Source organism: Mesorhizobium newzealandense (assembly GCF_042682145.1).
Lineage (GTDB): Bacteria > Pseudomonadota > Alphaproteobacteria > Rhizobiales > Rhizobiaceae > Mesorhizobium > Mesorhizobium newzealandense.
Genome location: NZ_JBHUGZ010000023.1, coordinates 129872 through 149794, shown reverse-complemented (window position 1 = coordinate 149794; position 19923 = coordinate 129872). Strand labels below are relative to the sequence as shown.

Here is a 19923-nt window from a genome sequence, read left to right as displayed (position 1 = left end):
CAAGAACGACGGGGCTCAGAGCCACTCGATGTCGTTGAAACCGCGCGCGATGTAGCCGCCCTTGGAAAAGGACTCGCCCTCGTAGCCGAAGATCGGCCAGACCTCTTTCTGGTTGTAGAGGCTGACGACGAGGCCACCACGGATGGCCTGGAAGAACGGCGTCGCCTCGATCTGCTTCAGCACCGCGACGCGCTGGTCCTCCCAGCCGAGGCCCCGGTAGCCACCATCCCCTGACTTCTTGTCGAGGTCGGCGATGCCGTCTTCGATCATCGTCTTGTAGGCGGCGTCCTTGCCGGCCTGTTCGTCATGGCCTTTCACGGCGATGGCGTAATATTTGTCGGGAACCTGATCATGCGGATAGATGTCGCGCGCCAACTGGATCAGCGTCGCCATGGTTTCGGGCTTGAGCGCCGATGTCTCGAGCCCCCAGGCATGTTCGGGGCTGATGACCGCACTGCCGGAGATGACGAGCAACGCGCCGATGCCACCGCGTCGGAGAAGCTCTCGACGTGAAAGTCCAGGCTTCCCGTCATAGATCGTGACCATGTATTCCTCCCTGCTTGCTATTCGCGCCTCTTAAAGCGCGCCACAATTGACGAGCCTCAAGATCTTGTTTTTGCATGTCGTTATCCCAAAACCGCTGGGCACTTTTGGGCGGCATGCTTAAGAGCGCCGTTGCTGGCACCGCACCCGCCGGTGCGGCTGCACTGTCTCCTATTGGAAGCGACCTGCGCGTTGCAGAACCTCGATCTTGTAGCCGTCAGGATCCTCGATGAAGAAGAAGCGGGCGATCAGCGATCCGTCGCTGTTGAACTCGACGATCTTCTTCGGATTGAGGCCGAGCGCGCCGAGTCGGTCATGTTCGCTGTCGAGGTCGGCGATCGAGACCGCGAGGTGGCCGTATCCATCGCCGAGCCCGTAAGGCTCGGTCCGGCCCTTGTTCACGGTCAGTTCGAGCTCGAACCCCGTTTCGGCGTTGCTGAGGTAAATGAGTGTGAACGTCTCGAAGTCCAGCCTGTCGGCGACATCGAGCCCGAAGGCATTTCTGTAGAAGTCGACGGATCGGGCCTCGTCGAGAACCCGGATCATGGAATGGATCGCCTTGGCCAAATCAGTCTCCGCCCTAGTGTGGAACCGATTATGGGCAGAGCAGGGAAAAAGGTGGTGGCAGCCGGTTACCACGTCCAAAACTGTGAAATGACTTGCATCGGCGACAGGGACGAAAGTCCGATTGCCGTTCCGGCAATTTTGCCCGACAATGCGAATGGGGACAGGTCAAGCAGTATCAGACTGCACGCCTGCCCGCCCAAGACCAATAAGCATGGGAGGTTTGTCGGATGTGCAGGGTATTTGCGGGCCAGGATCCCGAAGGCTATCGCCAGATCAACCGGTCGATTCGCATCGACGGCCATTCGACCAGCATCCAGCTGGAAGCGACGTTCTGGGCGCTCCTTGATGAAATCGCCGAAAACCAGAACCTGACGACGCCCAAATTCATCTCGAAGCTTTATGACGAAGCCATCGAGATCAACGGCGCCATTCCGAACTTTGCATCGATGCTGCGCACTACCTGCGCGCTCTATTTGCGCGGCCATCGGCCAGGCATGGATGAGCAGATGGTGCCGAAGCGGCAAGCCGCCTAGAGCAATTCCAGGAAAAGTGTGAAACGGCTTTCCCGAGAAAAAGCGCGTAGCGCTTTCCCTCAGGGAATTGCGTCAGACAAGAGATAGATCGGTTCGGCGCTTCCGTGAAACGGCGAACCACTCTAGCGTCCTTCCACGGAGACCACGAGCGCCAGCCGGGTCATATCGGCGAACAGTTCCTGACGTTCGGAGTAGTCGGTCAGTTCACCGGTCTCGATGTTGTCGACCACTGTGCACATCGACAGCGCCCGGGCGCCGAAATGCCCGGCGATGCGATAAAGCGCGCTGGTTTCCATATCCACGGCCAGGGCTCCTTCTGCCTGCGCATCGGCAAAGCGGCCGCGTCCTTCCGGGTGATAGAAGATATCGCTGCAGACCGTCAGGCCGGCACAGTGATCGACGCCAAGTTCGGCTGCCTTGGCCAGCGCGCAAGCGAGAAGTGCCGGATCCGGACCGGCGACGGGTTTGTAGAGGCCGAAGACCTGACCGCTTTGAGCGCTTTCCGGCTGCGCCGATTGCGAGATGACAAGGCCGCGCAGCTTGGCCTTAGCGGTCAGGCTGCCGCAGGTGCCGGTGCGGATCAACGTCCGGACGCCATAATAGTCAAGCAATTCATGCACATAGATCAGAAACGACGAGACACCGATGCCCGTCGCCTGAATGCTGACGGGTTTGCCGCGAAACAGTCCGGTATAGCCAATGGCACCGCGCCGGCGATTGATGCAGCGCGGCGCTTCCAGAAAAGTCTGCGCCATCCATTCGGCGCGCTGCGGGTCGCCCGGCAACAACACCGTGTCGGCGTAGGCACCCTTGTCTGCTTCGTTGTGTGGCGTCAACCGCTGCTCCCCCAAGCCCGTCTGCCGTTTCACCCGCAATCATGGCGTTGTCGCGGCATTGTGCAAGGAAGAACGTCAGGCGGTTCTAAGACTCCAGCACATCCTTGACGATCGTTGCCAGTTGCTTGAGCGAAAACGGCTTTGGCAGGAAGCCGAAATGCGCATCTGCGGGCAGATTTCTGGCGAATGCATCCTCGGCATAGCCTGACACGAAGACGAATTTGATGTCAGGCTGGCGCTTGCGCAATTCACCAAGCAGCGTCGGCCCATCCATTTCCGGCATCACCACGTCCGAAACGACGATGTCGACCTTGCCGCCCAACGCCTCGAACACTTCCAGCGCCTCGACGCCCGAGGATGCCTCGTGCACGGTGTAGCCGCGCGACACCAGCGCCCGCATGCCGCCCATGCGCACAGCGTCCTCGTCCTCGACGAGCAGGACCGTGGCCGAGCCCGACAGATCCTTGGCCGCATCGGCGACCTTCGCCGGTGCCGTCGGCACATCGCCGGGCTCGCCCGCTTTTTTCGCTTCCGCGATATGACGCGGCAGGAAAATGCGGAAAGTCGAGCCCTTGCCGACCTCGGAATCGCAGAAGATGAAGCCGCCGGTCTGCTTGATGATGCCGTAGACCATCGACAGGCCAAGCCCGGTGCCCTTGCCGACCTCCTTGGTGGTGAAGAAGGGCTCGAAGATCTTCTTCAGCACGTCGGGCGCGATGCCGCTGCCGGTATCCTCGACCTCGACCACGACATAGTCGGCCGGGGTGAGTTCGCGATAGGAAAAGGCCTTGCACTCCTCGGCGGCCACGTTGCGGGTGCGCACGGTGAGGTCGCCGCCCGCCGGCATGGCGTCGCGCGCATTGACCGCAAGGTTGACCACCACCTGTTCGAACTGCCCGATATCGACCTTGACGGGCCACAGGTCGCGGCCATGGTCGACCTTCAGCTTGATGTCGTTGCCGACAAGGCGGGCCAGCAGCATCCTGAGATCGGCCAGCACGTCGGTCAGGTTGAGCACTTCCGGCCGCAGCGTCTGCTTGCGCGAGAAGGCCAGCAATTGCCTCACCAGCGAGGCCGCCCGGTTGGCGTTCTGCTTGATGTTCATGATGTCGGGGAAGGACGGGTCCGACGGGCGATGGTTGGTCAACAGCAGGTCGGACGCCATGATGATGGCGGTCAGCACATTGTTGAAATCGTGCGCGATGCCGCCGGCAAGCTGGCCGACCGCCTGCATCTTCTGGCTTTGCGCCATCTGTCCTTCGAGCGCTTTCTGCTCCGTCGTCTCGACGGCGTAGACGATGGCCGACTCCTCGGCGCCCTCGCCGCCAGTGCCGTCGGCGACCGCGTTGACGTAGAAACGGATGTGCCGGTCATCGTTGCCGGGCAGCAAGGTATCGATCGGCTCGATGTCGGCCTGCCGCTGCTGCGCCTTTTCGAAAGCCGCGGCGAAGGCCGGCCGGTCGCGCTCATGGATGACCGTGTCGAGCCGCACGCGACGATCGACGGCGTCCCGGTCGACGACGGACGAAAACAGCGACAGGAAAGGCGCGTTGGTGCGCAGGATGCGCCCGCTGTGGTCGACGCCGGCTATCGCCATCGGTGTCGAGTTGAAGAAGCGGGTGAAGCGCACTTCCGACGCACGCAGGTCGGCCGAAGCGTCCTCGCCCTGCGTGCGGTTGAGCACGATCGTGCGCGTCGGGCCATTGAGGCCTTCGCGGCTGGCCGAAACGCGGTGCATGAAGCGCACTGGCAGCGCTTCGCCCGTCATCGTCGTCAGGTCGAGATCGATGACCGCGTTGCGTGTCGTTCCGGGGTCGGCCTTGACCGAACGGACCAGTGCCATGCCGTCGCCGGCCACGATCTCCGGCAAAGTGACGGAGCCGGGCGTGAAGCTGGTGAGGTCGATGCCCAGCCATTCGGCAAGCGTGGCGTTGATGTAGGTGACGCGGCCGTCCTGGTCAGCCGAAAAGAAGCCGGCTGGCGCGTGGTCGAGGTGATCGATCGCCTTCTGCAGGTCGAGGAAGAACCGCTCCTGCTCGGCCCGCTCCTGCGAGATATCGGCAAGCTGCCAGGCCAGCATCGGCAGGCGCTGGCCCGGAACGCTGAAGGCGCGGGCACGCGCCCGGTACCAGCGGGCGCCTGGCTCGGCGCCCGGCCGAATGGACTGCGCCAGCCGAAACTCGCCGTCGCCCGGCTGGCCATCGCGCAAGCCCGACGCCAGCCGATAGATCGTCACCGAGGCTTCGGGGACATCCGAGAGCAACCCCTCGACCGTCTTCAGGTCGGCCGCCGACGTCGCTCCGGTCATATCGGCATAGGCCCGGTTGGCGTAGACGACGCGGCCCTTGGTGTCCGTGACGAGAAGGCCCTGCGACATCGAATCAACGAATGCCTTCGACAGTTCGTCACCGGTCGAGCGTGGCGTGATCTGCACGAAGCCGATCGCCGTGGCGAACAGGAAGCCGACACCGATCATCGCCAGCACGCCGAGCATGCCGAGCAGGAAAGGGTCGCCGAGGCGCTCGCGGAAAAGGCCGAAGACGATGGCGGCGCCGGTCAGAACGACGATGAAGATGATGAGCCGGGTGACCGCGCCCGGTCGCGTATTCTGGTCGACGATCGGTACCGGATAGAAATCGCCGCGCGCTTCCTTGGCCATGTGCCCCCTGCTCGTGAATTCCGGTGTTCCGACACCCGCCCCTACCGGGTTGAATCACATTCTCCTAGTCCGGAAAAGGCCTGGGCGGCAAATGTCGGATAAAAATGATGTCTTCCGGCCTTCGGAATTTTGAAGCTGTTCATCAAGCGCGAAACGCAACTTGCGGTGGCCCGTCGCAACGGTCTAGTGTCGCGTCACTTCCAAGGGCAATCAGGTAAAACCAATGCAATGGCTGGATAGCGTGGCGGGCCCCGGTTATGCCGCAGCACTGTTGTGGACGTTTGCAGCGCTCGTCCTGCTGGTCATCGTTCTCGTCATCATCAAGCTCGTGCGCAATCTGACGTTCGGAACCTTCGTTGCCGGCGGCAGGAACCGCAAGACGCGGCTGGCCGTCATGGATGCCACCGCCGTCGACAGCCATCGACGGCTGGTGCTGATACGCCGCGATGATATCGAACATCTGCTTCTGATCGGCGGCCCGACCGACGTTGTTGTCGAACGCGACATCCGGCTTTCGGCGCTGCGCCGACCGGCGCTGACCGGAGACGGCGGCTTGCAGCCGGCCCCAGTCACCGCGGCCCCGGTGGCGAAACCGCGTGCACCTCAACCCGCTGCGCAGCCGGCGAGACAGGCACCGGCTCCGCAGCCGGTGAACACGGCGCCGCCCGCCCGCCCGCGCCAAACAGCGCCGGCGCCCACGCCAGCACCGAAGCCGCAAAGCTACCAGCCGACCAATGTCACGCCGCTGCCCGCCTATGGATCCGCAAATGCCAATGCCGTCAGGCAAGCGCCGCCGCCGCCAAGGCAGGACACCATCGACGATACGCTGATGAAGGAACTCGAAGTGTCGCTTGACCAGCCCCGTTCGAGCGCCCCGGCGGGCAAACCAGTGGCGAAGGCACCGCCGTCGCTCGACGATGAAATGACAAAGCTTCTGGGCGAACTCTCCAGCCAGAAGAGATGATCGGATCCTGATCTGCCCGCCAGCCGGGAAATTCGACCGGTCAGGGGTCTTGGGCGTGCTTTGGTTTGTTCAGACGGATGCATGGCGAACAAAAAATGGCCGGAAAACCGGCCATTTCAACATCAACATCGCCGCAAACGGCCTTGAGCGCAGCCCATGGGCGATGCGTCAGTCGTCGCGATAGACCTTTTCGCGGCGCTCATGCCGCTCCTGCGCTTCGATCGACAATGTCGCGATCGGACGCGCATCGAGCCGCTTCAGAGCGATCGGCTCGCCGGTCTCCTCGCAATAGCCGTAAGTGCCTTCATCAATGCGCTGCAGGGCGGAATCGATCTTGGAAATGAGCTTTCGCTGACGGTCGCGAGCCCTGAGTTCGATGGCACGGTCGGTTTCCGAAGAGGCGCGATCGGCAAGATCGGGGTGGTTGGCGTTTTCCTGCTGCAGGATCTCGAGTGTTTCGCGCGCTTCGCGCAATATGTCATTCTTCCAGGTGACGAGCTTCAGGCGGAAGTAGGATTTCTGCCGCTCGTTCATGAACGGCTCGTCCTCGGAGGGTACGTAATCGGCGGTAACGATGTCGTTCATTCGACTCACCCAAACAGCCCCAAATTTTGCGCCTATATATTCGCGGTCCGGCGCCTGCACAAGCGCAATCGGCGGCTGTCTCACGCAATTGTTAATGTTCGGCGGCGGGCGCCTTTGTAACGGCGCACAGTCGTTTTGATACCAAACTACGCTGCGACACTTTAAATCCCGGGCAACATGCTTCCCGAGGATCGACCGTGATCTTCGGGCCGATGCACAAACGCCTTCTGCGGCACCGTACCATGGGTGATTCGCTGTATTCGATGAACACGGGCCATTGTGCGCAGCGCCGTTCTCGTGGCTAATCCTGGAAGCTTCGGCATTCGGCGTCAGCGGAGGTTGGGTGAGCACGCTTTATCTGTTGCGACATGCCAAGGCCGGCTGGGCATTGCCCGGCATGCGCGATTTCGATCGCCCGCTCGACGCATCCGGCCGCGCCGATGCTGAGATGATGGGCGTCGCCATGCGGTCCCGCTTCTATGTTCCGGACCTGACCCTCTGCTCCAACGCCAAACGCGCGAAAGAGACGCTGGAAGGCCTGGCCGGCCAGACCGACACAGGCCGGGTCCTGTTCTTCGATTCGCTCTACAGCGAGGACGCCGCCGGCTACCTCAGGCTGATCCGGGACAATGGCGGATCCGGTTCGTTACTGGTTATCGGCCACAACCCGATGACGGAAGATCTCGCCATGGCGGTTTCGGGCAATGGCGACGAGACGGCGCGGGCAACGCTCAATCATGGGTTCCCGACTACCGGCCTGGCCGTCGTCCGCTTCGACGGCGATCTGACAAAAGCTGCCCAGGGCGCCGGTTATCTCGAAGCGTTCCTGACGCCGGCCGATCTCTGAAGCCATTTCAAAGCCGGGGTCCAGATCCTATATCGGACGAACCGAGGCCCGAGAGATCATATTTTGGCATCATCGCTGACCACCTTCACCGACGAGGCGAGGATTGCCCTCGACACGCTGTCGGGCCGCGCCACCGGGCTTTTCTCTCCCTCGCTGCGATTGGGTGTCACGGGCCTGTCCCGCGCCGGCAAGACGGTGTTCATATCGGCCTTGGTCCACAATCTGATCCATGGCGGGCGACTGCCACTGTTCGAGGCGCAGAAATCCGGACGCATCGCCCGCGCCTTCCTTGAGCAGCAGCCGGACGACGCCGTGCCGCGTTTCCAGTACGAGGACCATATCGCCGCCCTGGTCAACGACCGCGCCTGGCCTGATTCGACGCGCGCCATTTCGGAATTGCGGCTGACCATCGAATATGAATCGGCCTCCGGCTGGAGCCGCATGTTTTCCTCCGGCAAACTGTCGGTCGATATCGTCGACTATCCCGGTGAATGGCTGCTCGACCTGCCGCTGCTCGGCAAATCCTTCGCCGATTTTTCCCGCGAAGCCTTCGAAATGGCCGTTCTGCCGGTGCGCGAGGACCTGTCGCAGGCCTGGCGGACGCTGTCGGCGCAGATCGACCCAAACGCCGATGCAGACGAGATGTCGGCGCGCCGCCTGGCCGAAAGCTTCGCCGCCTATCTGAAGGCGTGCAAGCTCGATGAGCGGGCGCTTTCGACCTTGCCGCCCGGCCGCTTCCTGATGCCTGGCGATCTCGAAGGCTCGCCCGCACTGACTTTCGCGCCCCTGGCTGGGCTCGGCGACAGGCGTCCGCGTCCAGGGTCGCTGCACGCCATGATGGACAGGCGCTACGAGGCCTACAAGACGCATGTCGTCAAACCGTTCTTCCGCGAACACATCACGCGCCTCGATCGCCAGATCGTGCTGATCGACGCCATGCAAGCGCTGAACGCCGGCCCCGGCGCCATGGCCGACCTGGAGCGGGCGGTGACCGAGATCCTCAGCTGTTTCCGTCCCGGCCGCGGCAGCTTCCTCACCGACCTGTTTTCGCGGCGCATCGACCGCATACTGGTTGCCGCAACCAAGGCCGACCATCTGCACCACGAAAGCCATGATCGCCTGCAGGCGATCGTGCGGCGGCTTGCCGACCGCGCCGTGGCACGGGCGAATTTCACCGGCGCCGATGTCGATGTGGTTGCCATGGCGGCGATGCGCGCGACGCGCGAAGGCACCGTCAAGCAGGGTCGTGAGACACTCCCCGTCATCATCGGCACGCCGATCGCCGGCGAGAAGATCAATGGCGAAACGTTTGATGGAAAGACGGAAACAGCCATATTTCCTGGCGACTTACCGGAGAATATTGACGCGGTGTTCGATATTTCCGGACCCGATCACAAGCAGGACTCCGTGGATCCGGCAATCCGCTTCGTCCGATTTCGTCCACCAAAGCTCGAACGCACGGCCGAAGGTGTCACGCTGTCGCTGCCGCATATCCGGCTCGACCGTGCCTTGCAGTTCCTGATTGGAGATCATCTGGCATGACCGCGCCCCGCAAGCCGGCCGCATTTCGCATCGAGCCGGAAGTCGCATCAAGACAAGAGGCACCAGAGGTGCGCCCTGCCCAGGCCGGCATCCGTGCGCAGGCGGACGCCCAGCGGAAGCCCCGGGCGATGAAGAACGATGTCGCGATGGTCATTCCGGCGGAAGTCGATGTCTTCGACGAGCCTGACATCGTCGCGGCCGAGCCGCCGCCGGCAATCGCGCCCAGAAGGCGGTCGCTGCTCGGCAGCATCTTCTTCGGTGCCTTTGGTGTGCTGGTTTCGCTGGCTGTCGGCCTGTGGACCGATCAGCTCATCCGTGACCTCTTTGCGCGCGCCGAATGGCTGGGCTGGCTGGCCGCCGGCATGGCGGCCATCGCCGTGCTGGCACTTCTGGTCATCCTGATCCGTGAGTTCCTGGCAATCGCCCGCCTCGCCGAAGTCGAAAAATTGCAGAAACGGGCGCTCGATGCCATTGCACGCGACGATCCCAAGGCGGCCCGATCGGTGGTCGACGAGTTGTCGGCCTTTGTCGCAGCCAAACCCGAGACCGCGGCCGGTCGGCGTGCACTGGCCGAACTGCGCGGCGAAATCATCGACGGCGGCAATCTGGTGCGCCTGGCCGAAGCCGAAATTCTCGGCCCCCTCGATGCCAGGGCAAAGGTGATGATTCTCGAGGCCGCCAAGCGCGTCTCGCTGGTGACGGCGGTCAGCCCGCGCGCGCTCGTCGATGTCGCCTATGTCGTGTTCGAGGCCGGACGCCTCATTCGGCGCCTGTCGGAACTCTATGGCGGACGGCCGGGAACGCTCGGTTTCTTCCGCCTGGCGCGCAGCGTGCTGGCGCATCTGGCGGTCACCGGCTCGATCGCCGTCGGCGACAGTTTCGTCCAGCAGATCGTCGGCCATGGCCTGGCGGCACGCCTCTCGGCGAAGCTCGGCGAGGGCGTCGTCAATGGCATGATGACGGCGCGCATCGGCATCGCGGCGATGGAGACGGCACGCCCCCTGCCCTTCAGCGCCACGAAGCGTCCGGGACTGGGCGATTTCCTCTCGGCGCTGACCTCGTTTGCAACCAGGAAAGATGTTGAAACGACCCCATCCGGCAAGTAAGCCGGGCAGCAATGTTTGGACCTTCGGAATTGTTGGCGGACTGCTTTGTGGTGGCCCCGTAGTGACGAAGCATTAACCAATCTTGTTCATGGTCAGACGGGTTCCAAACAGCCTCTTTGTTGCCGGGTGTCGTCGATGAAAAGCGTAATTCTGTCCAGCGTCTTGCCCCTGGCAACCGTCATCACGGCAGTCGTCGGTATTGCCGGAGCGGCTTCCGCGGCGGAACCGGACAAGCAGTTCTTCCAGTCGGCCGAAGGCAAATGGATCGGTCCCGGCGAAATCGTCGCCGGCAAGTACAAGGGCACCAAATTCAACTGCAGCTTCACCGGCTCGACACCAGACGGCAAGGTCGGCATGTCGCTCGACGGTGGCTGCCGGGTCGGCATGTTCACCCAGCCAATGTCGGCCAAGATCGAGCGCCAGGGCCGCGAAGGTTACAAGGGCAGCTTCATGGGCGGCGCGACCGGCTCCGGCCTCGACATCATTGGCGGCAATGTCGTCGATGCCCGCAAGGTGGTCTTCACCATCAACCGCAACCAGTTGCGCGGCGTCATGCAGGCCCGCATCCCCGACGACAATTCAATGACGGTGACCATTGCGGTGCGCGTCGACGACCAGTTGGTGCCGGTGATCGGCATGAGCCTGAAGCGCGTCGACGCCGTCGAAGTCGGCTCCATCGCGCCGAACTGAACAATCATCGATCCCTGGAGCAATTCCAGGAAAAGTGTGAAACGGTTTTCCGTCCGGAATTGCGTCAGACAAAATGATAGAGCAGTTCGGCGTTTCCATGAAACGATGAACCGCTCTGGAGACAAAAAGGCGGCGACCCACCGGTCGCCGCCTCTTTCAAATCGGTCGAAATCAGGTGCTTAGCCCTTGATCGCGGCCGTCACCTCGTCATAGGCCTTGCAGGCGTCGGCCACCGTCGTGGCGCCCTGATACTTGGTTGTCACGGCCTGCACCTTGGCCGTCAGATCAGCTGCCTTGGACGGGTCCTTGGTGATGGCTTCCTGCAGCGCGGCAGCCATGTCCTGCGCCTTCTTGGTCGCGATCTCGGCCGTACACTCAGGCGCCTTCGAGCAAGCCGAACCGGCAAGCACCGCCAGGCCGACGGCAACAAACAAAAACTTCTTCATGTCAGTCATCTCCTCAAAAGGGCTCGACTTGATCGTCACTCACCCTCCATGGCCGAAGCCGAGCGTCCTTAGCCTTCGATTGTGGCAAGATGCAACGCGATCCCGGCGTCAACTTGTGTAACGCGCCTGCAACATCGCCGGTGATCCTGATTCGGGCTGTTCGATCCCCGCCGAAGCCCGTATCTTCGCCGCTTGTCACAGACCTCCGAAATCGGAATCGGTCCTCAAACGAGCGGAATGGCGGCATGGCGGTAGAGGCATCGAGCAGCGATCTGGTTCAGGTGGTGGCACTGCTTGCAGCCGGCGTTGTCGCCGTTCCCATCTTCAAGCGTGTGGGCCTCGGCTCGATTCTCGGCTATCTGGCTGCCGGTGTGGTGATCGGTCCGTTCGGCCTCGGCGTCTTTTCCGAATCGGAAGCCATTCTTCACGTCGCCGAGCTCGGCGTGGTGATGTTCCTGTTCATCATCGGGCTGGAAATGCAGCCATCGCGGCTGTGGGGCCTGCGCCGCGAGATTTTTGGCCTCGGCGCGCTGCAGGTCGGCGTGTGCGCGGTCTTGCTGACCGCTGTTGGCGTGGCGGGAGGGTTTCCAATCTCGCAATCCTTCGTCGCGGGCGCCGGCTTCGTGCTGACCTCGACGGCGATCGTCATGCAACTTCTCGAGGAACGCGGTGAAATCGCGGAGCCGAAAGGCCAGCGCATCGTGTCGGTCCTGCTGCTCGAGGACCTGGCCATCGTGCCGCTGCTGGCCCTGATCGCGTTTCTGGCGCCCGGCGGGGCAGATACCAGCCTGACAGAGCGGTTCACCGAAGTCGGCATCGGCCTTGCCGCGATCGTCGGACTGGTGCTGGCCGGACGCTACCTGCTCAATCCGTTCTTCCGCATCCTGGCGGATGCCCGTGCCCGCGAGGTGATGACAGCCGCGGCCCTTCTGGTCGTTCTCGGATCGGCGCTCGCCATGCAGCTCAGCGGCCTGTCGATGGCGATGGGCGCCTTCCTGGCCGGCGTGCTGCTGTCGGAATCGACCTTCCGTCATCAGCTCGAAGCCGACATCGAACCCTTCCGCGGTATCCTGCTCGGCCTGTTCTTCCTTGCCGTCGGCATGTCGCTCGACCTGCATGTGGTGGTCGCGAACTGGCGGCTGATTGCCATCTATGTCGTCGCCTACATGGTGATGAAGGCGTTCGGCATCTACATCGTCGCCCGCGTCCTGAAAACCGGCCATCGCGAAGCGCTGCAACGTGCGGTCTTCATGGCGCAAGGCGGCGAATTCGCCTTCGTTCTCTATTCGGCGGCCGCTGCGGTCGGCATCATCGACAACCAGGCCAACGCGACGCTGACGGCGATCGTCATCATCTCGATGGTGCTGACGCCGCTGGCGATCATCGCGCTGCGGTATCTTACGCCGCGCGACGAGCAGTCGCTTGACGGCGTCGACGTTGCCGATGGCCTGACCGGCAGCGTGCTGATCATCGGCTTCGGCCGCTTCGGTCAGATCGCCAGCCAGCCGCTGCTGCTGCGCGGCATCGATGTGTCGATCATCGACAATGATGTCGAGATGATCCAGGCGGCCGCCGATTTCGGCTTCAAGGTCTACTATGGCGACGGCACGCGGCTGGACATCCTGCGCGCAGCGGGTGCTGGCCGGGCGCGCGCCGTGCTTATCTGTGTCGACAAGCCTGATGTGGCCGTTCGCATTGCCCGGCTGATCAAGGCCGAATTCCCACTGCTCACCGTGCTGGCCCGGGCTTTCGACCGCGGAACAGCGCTGCAGCTCATTCGTGCCGGTGTCGACTTCCAGCTGCGCGAAACCTTCGAATCGGCGCTGGTTTTCGGAGGTTCGGCGCTGGAATCGCTCGGCATAGATGCCGAAGACGTGACCGAGGTGATCGAGGATGTGCGGCGCCGCGATACCGCCCGTTTCGAAACCCAGCTCGCCGAAGGCGTTCGCGCCGGACAACGCTTCTTGAGGGGCAATATCGGCACACCCATTCCCACACCCCTCACCCAGCCGCGCCGTACCGGCCAGGCACTCAATGAAGAGACGGCTGGTGTTCTGCACAAATCCGAACCCGCGGATTGAACAAGGAATCATGCATGGAATTGGACAGCAGAGCCCTGTCGGTCACCAAATTCTGGCGCGATGCTGGCGAGGATGCATGGTTCGAGAAGAACGACGCATTCGATGCCGACTTCCGCAACCGCTTTCTCGACCTGCACTACGCCGCCGCGCGGCGTGAATGCGACGACTGGTCGGCACACGCCGAAGGCTCGCTGGCGCTGATGATCCTGCTCGACCAGTTTCCGCGGAATTGCTTTCGCGGCACCGGCCATATGTACGCGACCGATCCGCTCGCCAGATATTTCGCCGCAAAGGCGATCGCGGCTGGCCATGATCTGGCGCTCGACGAGGACCTCCGCGTCTTCCTTTATCTGCCGTATGAGCATTCCGAACTGCTCGCCGACCAGCATTTATCGGTCGAGCTGACGCAGGCCAGGGCGGAGCCCTATCTGAAATATGCTGTCGAGCACCGCGACATCATCGAGAATTTCGGCCGTTTTCCGCACCGAAACAGGATGCTTGGCCGCGAGACCACACCGCAAGAGCAGACGTTCCTGGATGGTGGCGGCTTCTCCGGTTAAAAGCTCCCGTTGCCGCCTCGCTCCAAGGGGTGTTGAGATTCAGGTCAGGCCGAGCCGGAGTCGAAGACGGGCGCGAAGCGACCAAACAAGGTGGGTTCCGAGAATCGGGGTCGAGCGTACTTTTCGTACGTGAGCACCGGAAGCGCAGGAAACTCACCGTTTGCAGGCCGGCATCACCTGAATATCAACGCATCTAGACCAGCCACCAGTCCCGGCCGGATGGCAATCGCTCGATGCCAGAAGTGTCGACGGCGACCAGCCGGTCGGTAATGCTGCGACCACCGACAACCAGACTGGGCGCGATCTCGGCCAGTGGCGCCAGCACGAAGGCCCGCTCCAGCATGCGTGGATGCGGCACTTCCAGTCCGGTCTCATGGATGACGCGTTCGCCGAACACCAGGATGTCGATGTCGATCAGCCGCGGTCCCCAGCGCTCCTCGCGCACCCGCTTCAGCCTGCGCTCGGCATCGAGGCAGAGGTCGAGCAAGGCGCGTGGCTGAAGTCCGGTGGAAATTTCGGCAGCCGCATTCAGAAAGTCCGGCTGATCGAGCTTGCCCCAGGGCGGCGTGCGATAGAGCGAGGAAACGCCGGTGACACGCGTATCCACGTCGGCATCCAGCATGCGCAGCGCCGCACCCATCGACTTTGCCGGGTCGCCAAGATTGCCGCCAAGGCTGAGATAGACCGTGCTATTCGGGCCAGACAACGGTCACCTCGACGTAATCGAGCACACCGGGCACCGGGGCGTTTGGCTTGCGCACCGTGATCTCGGCTTTTTTGATCTGCGGAAAGCGGGCCGTCAGCGCTCGGGCCACCTCGAGTGCCAGGGACTCGATCAGAAAGCGGCGCTGCCCCGTGATGATCTTTTCGATCACCGTGAAAGCGATGCCGTAGTTGACCGTGTCCTCGATCGAATCCTCGACAAGCGCCCGGCCTGGGTCGACGGTAAGAGCGGCATCCACATAGAAGCGCTGGCCGAGCCTTTCCTCCTCGTCCAGCACGCCGTGCCGGGCGAAGAAAGCGCAATTCTTCATGCGGATGACATACATCGCTCAGTCTTTCGCCCAGTCGGTTTGACGCGCCAGCATAGCATCTGCGAGCGCCAATGCGTCCACGTTGAATGCGACATCATGGACGCGAAACAGATCGGCGCCCTTGAGCCTCAGGATGACGCTGGTCGCCGCTGTTCCAACACCTCTGTCGGCCGCATCGCGGCCGGTGACTGTGCCGATGAAGCGCTTGCGCGAAGTACCGGCCATAAGCGGCAAGCCGAGTGCCTTGAGCTCGGAAAAGCGAGCCATCAGGTCGAGATTTTCCTCCGCCGTCTCCTTGGCGAAGCCGAAGCCGGGATCAAGCACGATACGGTCGTCGGAAACGCCATTCCGGTGGGCAATCTCCAGCGACTTCCGCAGGAACGCCAGTTGATCGGCAATCACGTCCGGCAGCTTCGCGCGATCTCGCCCGGTATGCATGATGACAAGCCCGGCGCCGGTGTCGGCGGCGACGCGGGCTATGTCAGGCTCGCGCTGCAAACCCCAGACATCGTTGACGATATGCGCGCCGGCGGCCACCGCGAGCCGGGCGGTGTCCGTACGATAGGTATCGACCGAAATCAGCACCTCGCCGGCGCTCGCGAGCGCTTCGATCACGGGCAGGATGCGGGCCTGTTCTTCGCTCGCCGATATCGCGGCGGCACCGGGACGGGTCGATTCTCCGCCGACATCGACGACCAGTGCCCCTTCCCCGATCATGCGCCGTGCCTGGGCCAGCGCCTTTTCGGAGGCGTCGAACAGACCGCCGTCGGAAAAGCTGTCGGGCGTGACATTGAGGATGCCGACGACCACGGCTTTGCCGCCAAGGTCGAGATGGCGTCCATGCGCCAACTGCCATCGCCTGGCCGTCATTGTTCAGCAACCATGGGGCTCATCAACCAAGAGGCTCATCAACCATGTGTGATCCGCAGCGGATCAATTCCGTTGCGCTGGCAACGGCCGTAAAGCAAGGTGGTCGAAGAGGCAACATGATGAAACGATCCATGCTTGGCGTGAAACCAGCCCTGCTCTGTGCGCTGCTGCTTGCGGTCACCGCGGTTCCGGCCGGTGCGGCCAATCTCGTCAAGACGTACAGCTATTTCGCCATTGGCGGCAGCACGCTCGACGACATCGAGGCACAGCTCTCCAAACGCGGGCCGGAGGTGAAAAGCACGGGCACGCGGCACCCGGGCGCCACGCAGATGGCCTTCACAACCCGCATCAGCTATGCCCAGACACCGAACTCCTGCCGGATCGCCGACGCCGTGGTGACCGTCAAGGTGAAGGTGATCCTTCCCGAGTGGCGCCGCCCACGCAAGGCCGACGCCGATGTCAGGTTGTTCTGGGATACGCTGTCCGCCGACATCAAGCGCCATGAGGAGCGCCATGTCGAGATTGCCAAGAACCATGGCCGCGAACTCGAAGAAGCCCTGAAAGCCACCTACCCGCAAAAGAATTGCGATGCCGCCAAGGCCAAGGCCGCCGAAATCACCGCGGCCGTTCTTGCCAGGCACGACCAAGCCCAGCTGCAGTTCGATCGTGTTGAAAGCGTCAATTTCGAAAGCCGCATCCTGAGGCTGCTGCGCTATCGCATCGAACGAATCGAGAGCGGTCAGCTGCCGCCCACCTGACACGAAAGCCAAGCGGCGCCGGCGAAAGCCAAATTCGCCGAAGCGTAATGCCAACCTCGAAAAACTTTCGAGCGCCTGTCGAAATCGGCCTATACGGGACGACATATATCAGGCTCGCCAGGCGCGGGCTTCAAAACGCCAAGCGATCGAAATGGTCAAAAGACCAGAACGGCCGAGCAAGGCCGGTCAATCGCAACTTTACGGATGAACGATCATGGACCAGGCTGTCGACAAGCAAACGATGGTGGAACCCGGCACGCCGCTGACCGAAGCCGAAAAGAACGCCATCATCGCCGGCGTGCTCTTGTCGATGCTGTTGGCTGCACTCGACCAGACCATCGTAGCACCTGCAATGCCGACCATCGGGCATGCGCTCGGCCATGCGCAATATCTGCCATGGATCGTCACCGGATACCTCTTGACCGCGACCGCCATGGCGCCGCTCTATGGCAAGATTTCCGACGTCTACGGCCGCCGGCCAACCGTTTATGCGGCGATCCTGATCTTTCTCCTGGGATCGCTGGTCAGCGCGTTGGCCCCCAATATGTTTGTGCTGGTTGTCGGACGGGCGATCCAGGGCGCCGGTGGCGGCGGCCTGTTCACCTTGACGCAGACCGTCATCGGCGACCTTGTTCCGCCACGCGAGCGAGCGCGCTATACCGCCTGGATCTCCGGCACCTGGGCTGTCGCCAGCATCGCCGGGCCGTTGCTCGGCGGTACTTTTGCCGAACATCTCCACTGGTCGCTGATTTTCTGGATCAACATTCCGCTCGGCCTGCTGGCCATGGCGATCATCAACAAGCCGCTCAAGAAGCTGCCGATCGCCGCAAAGCAGCATCGCATCGACGGCCTGGGCGCGCTGCTGCTTGTCGCGGCCACGGCATTGCTGCTGCTGGCGCTCAACTGGGGCGGCAGCGAATATCCGTGGCTTTCGCGTGAAATTCTCGGGCTGCTGGCCGTGTCGGCGGTTTTCTGGGCTGCTTTCGCACTGCGTCTGCTGCGCGCGGTTGAACCGCTCATCTCGCTTGAGGTGCTCAGCAATCCAGTCGTTCTCGCCGGCACCTTGTCAGTGTTCCTCTTGCAGGCCGCCAACATAGGTCTGGCGGTCTACCTGCCTGTCTATCTGCAGTCGATCGTCGGTCTCTCCGTCAGCGAGTCGGGTCTGGCGATGCTGGGCCTGCTGCTTGGCACCGTGGCCGGCGCGACGCTGAGCGGGCGCTTGCTACAGCATTTCACCCACTACAAGCGGATCGCGATGGTGGGCGTGCTCTTCTCCACAATATGCCTCGGCCTGCTCGCTCTTGTCGCCGGGCACGCCTCGCTGCTGGTCGTCGAGATCCTGACGATCTGCATCGGTCTGGGCAGCGGGACGACCTTCCCGGTTGCCACCGTATCGGTCCAGAACGCCGTCGACCGCACGCACCTTGGTGTCGCAACCGGCGTGCTCACCTTCCTGCGCTCACTGGGCGGCGCACTGGGCGTCGCCATGCTCGGCGCTGTCGCCCTCGGCTACGGCCTGCCGCTTGCCGGTGAGGGCACGCTGGCCGTCGGACAGGTTATTTCGGCTGCGCCATTCGTCATGATCTTCCTTGTCGCCGCGGCGACGCTGATCATGGCGCTGGTCGCACTCGGCCTGATGCCGGAAATACCACTTCGCGGCCACGCCGAACATGCGCCGGTGATGGCGGAATAGCGGTTGAGGCGACACTGAGCCGTCCGGCGGCTCAGTCGACGACGCCGAGTTTCTTCTGCAGGCTGGTCGACGAGGTCGTGTACTGGAACACGATGCGCTCGCCGGGACTGATGATGCGCTTGGCGGCTTGCGCCATCAACGCCACCTCGTGGAAGCCCGACAGGATCAGCTTCAGCTTGCCGGGATACCAGTTGATGTCCCCGACCGCGAAGATACCTGGCACCGACGTCTGGAACTTCTCGGTATCCACCGGAATGAGGTTCTCGTGAAGATTGAGCCCCCACTCCGCGATCGGCCCGAGCTTCATGGTCAGGCCGAAGAAAGGCAGCATGCGCGTACAGGGCACCTCGACATCGCCGTCCGGCCCCTTGATGACAGCCGATGTGAGCTGGCCGTCGGCGCCGGTCAGTCCGGTCACTTGCCCGACCTGGAACTCCAGCTGCTTCATCTCCTGCATGGCATACATCTTGTTGACGCTGTCCGGCGCGGCGCGGAATTCGGGCCGCCTGTGCACCAGCGTCACGCTCTTCGCCACCGGCTGCAGGTTCAACGTCCAGTCGAGCGCGGAGTCGCCGCCGCCGACGATGACAAGGTCGTGGCCGCGAAAATCGTCCATCCTGCGCACTGAATAGAAGACGCTCTTGCCTTCATAGGGTTCGATGCCCGGGATCGGCGGCCGCTTGGGTTGAAAGGAGCCGCCGCCGGCCGCAATCACCACAACCTTGGCTTCGAACACCTCATTTTCGTCGGTGGTGACGCGAAAGCTGCCGTCCTCCAGCTTTTCCAGGCTGGAAACCATGCGGTTATAGGTGAAGTCAGGCTTGAACGGAGCGATCTGCTCGAGCAGCTTGTCGACCAGACCCTGCGCCGAAATCGAAGGCCAGCCGGGAATGTCGTAGATCGGCTTTTCCGGATAAAGTTCGGCGCATTGGCCGCCCGGCCGGTCGAGGATGTCGATCAGGTGGCACTTCATGTCGAACAGACCGAGTTCGAACACGGCAAACAGACCGACCGGCCCTGCCCCGACAATGAGGACGTCTGTCTTGGTGATGTCGGCCATGCGATGCGCCTCGCTGCACATGACCCCGAAAATCGGAATCGATTTTCGGAAAGGATCATGCGCCAAATAAAAGTGCTACGGCGTCCTTTGCGCGTCCAAGAGGACGCGCAGCGCTGTAGCGGAAACCGCGTGACACTGCATGAGCAATCCGCCGCTGCCAAGCAGCAGCCGGCAAAAAAATCGGTGTCTCAGCCCTGGCGGGCCGGCACCCGCACGACCAGGCCGTCGAGTGCGTCGCGCACCTTGATCTGGCAGGAGAGCCTCGAGTTCGGCTGGACGTCATAGGCGAAGTCCAGCATGTCTTCTTCCATCGCTTCCGGCTCGCCGACCTGCGCCGTCCATGCCTCGTCGACATAGACATGGCAGGTCGCGCAGGCGCAGGCGCCGCCGCATTCCGCCTCGATCCCAGGTACGGCGTTGCGGATCGCGTTCTCCATGACCGTCGAACCGTTTTCGGCGTCCATGTCGAATTGTGTGCCGTCATGGGCGATGAAAGTCAGCTTGGTCATTTGTCACCTGAAGGGAGTCTCGCCCGAGATAATCACTCCG

At 62.6% G+C, this 19923-nt stretch carries 21 protein-coding genes; 10 read left to right on the top strand and 11 right to left on the bottom strand.

Annotated features, from left to right (window positions below; translation table 11 throughout):
* Nucleotides 1-15: 15 nt before the first annotated feature.
* Both ACFSOZ_RS30400 and ACFSOZ_RS30395 read right to left on the bottom strand, forming a co-directional pair.
* A complete protein-coding gene (locus ACFSOZ_RS30400) occupies nt 16-546 on the bottom strand; it encodes a gluconate 2-dehydrogenase subunit 3 family protein (protein ID WP_379104193.1) in 531 nt (176 codons plus the stop codon).
* Between the two features lie 168 nt (nt 547-714).
* Nucleotides 715-1110, bottom strand: coding sequence for a VOC family protein (locus tag ACFSOZ_RS30395; RefSeq protein WP_379104191.1), 396 nt, complete (start codon nt 1108-1110; stop codon nt 715-717).
* A gap of 227 nt (nt 1111-1337) precedes the next feature.
* Between ACFSOZ_RS30395 and ACFSOZ_RS30390 the strand changes: the two genes are divergently transcribed.
* Nucleotides 1338-1643, top strand: a complete 306-nt coding sequence (locus tag ACFSOZ_RS30390) for a ribbon-helix-helix domain-containing protein (protein WP_063167926.1) — start codon at nt 1338-1340, stop codon at nt 1641-1643.
* Nucleotides 1644-1765: 122 nt separating this feature from the next.
* Here the strand turns inward: ACFSOZ_RS30390 and ACFSOZ_RS30385 are convergent, their stop codons facing one another.
* Entirely contained in the window at nt 1766-2479 is a 714-nt protein-coding gene (locus tag ACFSOZ_RS30385; RefSeq protein ID WP_379104190.1) for a purine-nucleoside phosphorylase, read from the bottom strand.
* 85 nt (nt 2480-2564) lie between these two features.
* On the bottom strand, nt 2565-5138 hold the full coding sequence (cckA, locus tag ACFSOZ_RS30380; protein WP_379104188.1) for a cell cycle histidine kinase CckA: 2574 nt from the start codon (nt 5136-5138) through the stop codon (nt 2565-2567).
* 223 nt (nt 5139-5361) lie between these two features.
* Here cckA and ACFSOZ_RS30375 point away from each other — a divergent pair, with 223 nt between their 5' ends.
* Nucleotides 5362-6102: a hypothetical protein gene (locus tag ACFSOZ_RS30375; RefSeq protein WP_379104186.1), complete on the top strand. Its 741-nt coding sequence runs from the start codon at nt 5362-5364 to the stop codon at nt 6100-6102.
* 168 nt (nt 6103-6270) lie between these two features.
* On the opposite strand, the gene dksA is transcribed toward ACFSOZ_RS30375, so the two are convergent.
* A complete protein-coding gene (gene dksA, locus ACFSOZ_RS30370) occupies nt 6271-6687 on the bottom strand; it encodes an RNA polymerase-binding protein DksA (protein WP_006202025.1) in 417 nt (138 codons plus the stop codon).
* 343 nt (nt 6688-7030) lie between these two features.
* On the opposite strand from dksA, the gene ACFSOZ_RS30365 reads away from it, so the two are divergent.
* The 4 genes from ACFSOZ_RS30365 (at nt 7031) to ACFSOZ_RS30350 (ending at nt 10872) form a co-directional block, all read left to right on the top strand.
* Complete coding sequence (locus tag ACFSOZ_RS30365) at nt 7031-7534, top strand: SixA phosphatase family protein (RefSeq protein ID WP_379104182.1); 504 nt, start codon at nt 7031-7033, stop codon at nt 7532-7534.
* 63 nt (nt 7535-7597) lie between these two features.
* The gene (locus ACFSOZ_RS30360; RefSeq protein WP_379104180.1) at nt 7598-9076 is read left to right on the top strand and encodes a YcjX family GTP-binding protein; all 1479 of its coding nucleotides are present in this window, start codon (nt 7598-7600) and stop codon (nt 9074-9076) included.
* Nucleotides 9073-10182: a YcjF family protein gene (locus ACFSOZ_RS30355; protein WP_379104178.1), complete on the top strand. Its 1110-nt coding sequence runs from the start codon at nt 9073-9075 to the stop codon at nt 10180-10182. Before ACFSOZ_RS30360 ends, ACFSOZ_RS30355 begins: the two co-directional genes overlap by 4 nt.
* 135 nt (nt 10183-10317) lie before the next feature.
* A complete protein-coding gene (locus ACFSOZ_RS30350) occupies nt 10318-10872 on the top strand; it encodes a hypothetical protein (RefSeq protein WP_379104176.1) in 555 nt (184 codons plus the stop codon).
* Nucleotides 10873-11051: 179 nt separating this feature from the next.
* Here the strand turns inward: ACFSOZ_RS30350 and ACFSOZ_RS30345 are convergent, their stop codons facing one another.
* Entirely contained in the window at nt 11052-11318 is a 267-nt protein-coding gene (locus ACFSOZ_RS30345; protein WP_379104174.1) for a hypothetical protein, read from the bottom strand.
* Nucleotides 11319-11563: 245 nt separating this feature from the next.
* On the opposite strand from ACFSOZ_RS30345, the gene ACFSOZ_RS30340 reads away from it, so the two are divergent.
* Complete coding sequence (locus tag ACFSOZ_RS30340) at nt 11564-13399, top strand: monovalent cation:proton antiporter-2 (CPA2) family protein (RefSeq protein WP_379104558.1); 1836 nt, start codon at nt 11564-11566, stop codon at nt 13397-13399.
* Between the two features lie 14 nt (nt 13400-13413).
* Nucleotides 13414-13959 (top strand): DUF924 family protein, encoded by a 546-nt coding sequence (locus ACFSOZ_RS30335; RefSeq protein WP_379104172.1) that lies wholly within the window; start codon nt 13414-13416, stop codon nt 13957-13959.
* Between the two features lie 193 nt (nt 13960-14152).
* Here ACFSOZ_RS30335 and folK read toward each other — a convergent pair whose 3' ends face one another.
* From folK to folP, 3 genes are read right to left on the bottom strand one after another with little or no spacing between them, the layout of a single operon-like run.
* A complete protein-coding gene (gene folK / locus ACFSOZ_RS30330) occupies nt 14153-14665 on the bottom strand; it encodes a 2-amino-4-hydroxy-6-hydroxymethyldihydropteridine diphosphokinase (RefSeq protein ID WP_379104170.1) in 513 nt (170 codons plus the stop codon).
* Nucleotides 14649-15008 carry a dihydroneopterin aldolase gene (gene folB, locus ACFSOZ_RS30325; RefSeq protein WP_056582260.1) on the bottom strand — a complete coding sequence of 120 codons (360 nt, stop codon included), beginning with the start codon at nt 15006-15008 and terminating at the stop codon, nt 14649-14651. The genes folK and folB overlap by 17 nt, the downstream gene beginning before the upstream one ends.
* Before the next feature lie 3 nt (nt 15009-15011).
* A complete protein-coding gene (gene folP / locus ACFSOZ_RS30320; protein ID WP_379104168.1) occupies nt 15012-15863 on the bottom strand; it encodes a dihydropteroate synthase in 852 nt (283 codons plus the stop codon).
* A gap of 116 nt (nt 15864-15979) precedes the next feature.
* Here folP and ACFSOZ_RS30315 point away from each other — a divergent pair, with 116 nt between their 5' ends.
* A complete protein-coding gene (locus ACFSOZ_RS30315) occupies nt 15980-16621 on the top strand; it encodes a DUF922 domain-containing Zn-dependent protease (RefSeq protein WP_379104166.1) in 642 nt (213 codons plus the stop codon).
* A gap of 214 nt (nt 16622-16835) precedes the next feature.
* Nucleotides 16836-18314, top strand: coding sequence for an MDR family MFS transporter (locus tag ACFSOZ_RS30310; protein ID WP_379104164.1), 1479 nt, complete (start codon nt 16836-16838; stop codon nt 18312-18314).
* A 31-nt stretch (nt 18315-18345) separates the two neighbouring features.
* Here the strand turns inward: ACFSOZ_RS30310 and ACFSOZ_RS30305 are convergent, their stop codons facing one another.
* Complete coding sequence (locus ACFSOZ_RS30305; RefSeq protein ID WP_379104162.1) at nt 18346-19374, bottom strand: NAD(P)/FAD-dependent oxidoreductase; 1029 nt, start codon at nt 19372-19374, stop codon at nt 18346-18348.
* Nucleotides 19375-19562: 188 nt separating this feature from the next.
* Complete coding sequence (locus ACFSOZ_RS30300) at nt 19563-19883, bottom strand: 2Fe-2S iron-sulfur cluster-binding protein (protein WP_095085095.1); 321 nt, start codon at nt 19881-19883, stop codon at nt 19563-19565.
* Nucleotides 19884-19923: the final 40 nt, after the last annotated feature.

Bases quoted from the DNA above. Each gene is read 5' to 3' on its own strand.
- ACFSOZ_RS30400 (WP_379104193.1), bottom strand. From the start codon at position 546: ATGGTCACGATCTATGACGGGAAGCCTGGACTTTCACGTCGAGAGCTT.
- ACFSOZ_RS30390 (WP_063167926.1), top strand. From the start codon at position 1,338: ATGTGCAGGGTATTTGCGGGCCAGGATCCCGAAGGCTATCGCCAGATC.
- cckA (WP_379104188.1), bottom strand. From the start codon at position 5,138: ATGGCCAAGGAAGCGCGCGGCGATTTCTATCCGGTACCGATCGTCGAC.
- ACFSOZ_RS30375 (WP_379104186.1), top strand. From the start codon at position 5,362: ATGCAATGGCTGGATAGCGTGGCGGGCCCCGGTTATGCCGCAGCACTG.
- dksA (WP_006202025.1), bottom strand. From the start codon at position 6,687: ATGAACGACATCGTTACCGCCGATTACGTACCCTCCGAGGACGAGCCG.
- ACFSOZ_RS30355 (WP_379104178.1), top strand. From the start codon at position 9,073: ATGACCGCGCCCCGCAAGCCGGCCGCATTTCGCATCGAGCCGGAAGTC.
- ACFSOZ_RS30350 (WP_379104176.1), top strand. From the start codon at position 10,318: ATGAAAAGCGTAATTCTGTCCAGCGTCTTGCCCCTGGCAACCGTCATC.
- ACFSOZ_RS30345 (WP_379104174.1), bottom strand. From the start codon at position 11,318: ATGAAGAAGTTTTTGTTTGTTGCCGTCGGCCTGGCGGTGCTTGCCGGT.
- ACFSOZ_RS30340 (WP_379104558.1), top strand. From the start codon at position 11,564: ATGGCGGTAGAGGCATCGAGCAGCGATCTGGTTCAGGTGGTGGCACTG.
- ACFSOZ_RS30335 (WP_379104172.1), top strand. From the start codon at position 13,414: ATGGAATTGGACAGCAGAGCCCTGTCGGTCACCAAATTCTGGCGCGAT.
- folB (WP_056582260.1), bottom strand. From the start codon at position 15,008: ATGTATGTCATCCGCATGAAGAATTGCGCTTTCTTCGCCCGGCACGGC.
- folP (WP_379104168.1), bottom strand. From the start codon at position 15,863: ATGACGGCCAGGCGATGGCAGTTGGCGCATGGACGCCATCTCGACCTT.
- ACFSOZ_RS30315 (WP_379104166.1), top strand. From the start codon at position 15,980: ATGATGAAACGATCCATGCTTGGCGTGAAACCAGCCCTGCTCTGTGCG.
- ACFSOZ_RS30310 (WP_379104164.1), top strand. From the start codon at position 16,836: ATGGACCAGGCTGTCGACAAGCAAACGATGGTGGAACCCGGCACGCCG.
- ACFSOZ_RS30305 (WP_379104162.1), bottom strand. From the start codon at position 19,374: ATGGCCGACATCACCAAGACAGACGTCCTCATTGTCGGGGCAGGGCCG.
- ACFSOZ_RS30300 (WP_095085095.1), bottom strand. From the start codon at position 19,883: ATGACCAAGCTGACTTTCATCGCCCATGACGGCACACAATTCGACATG.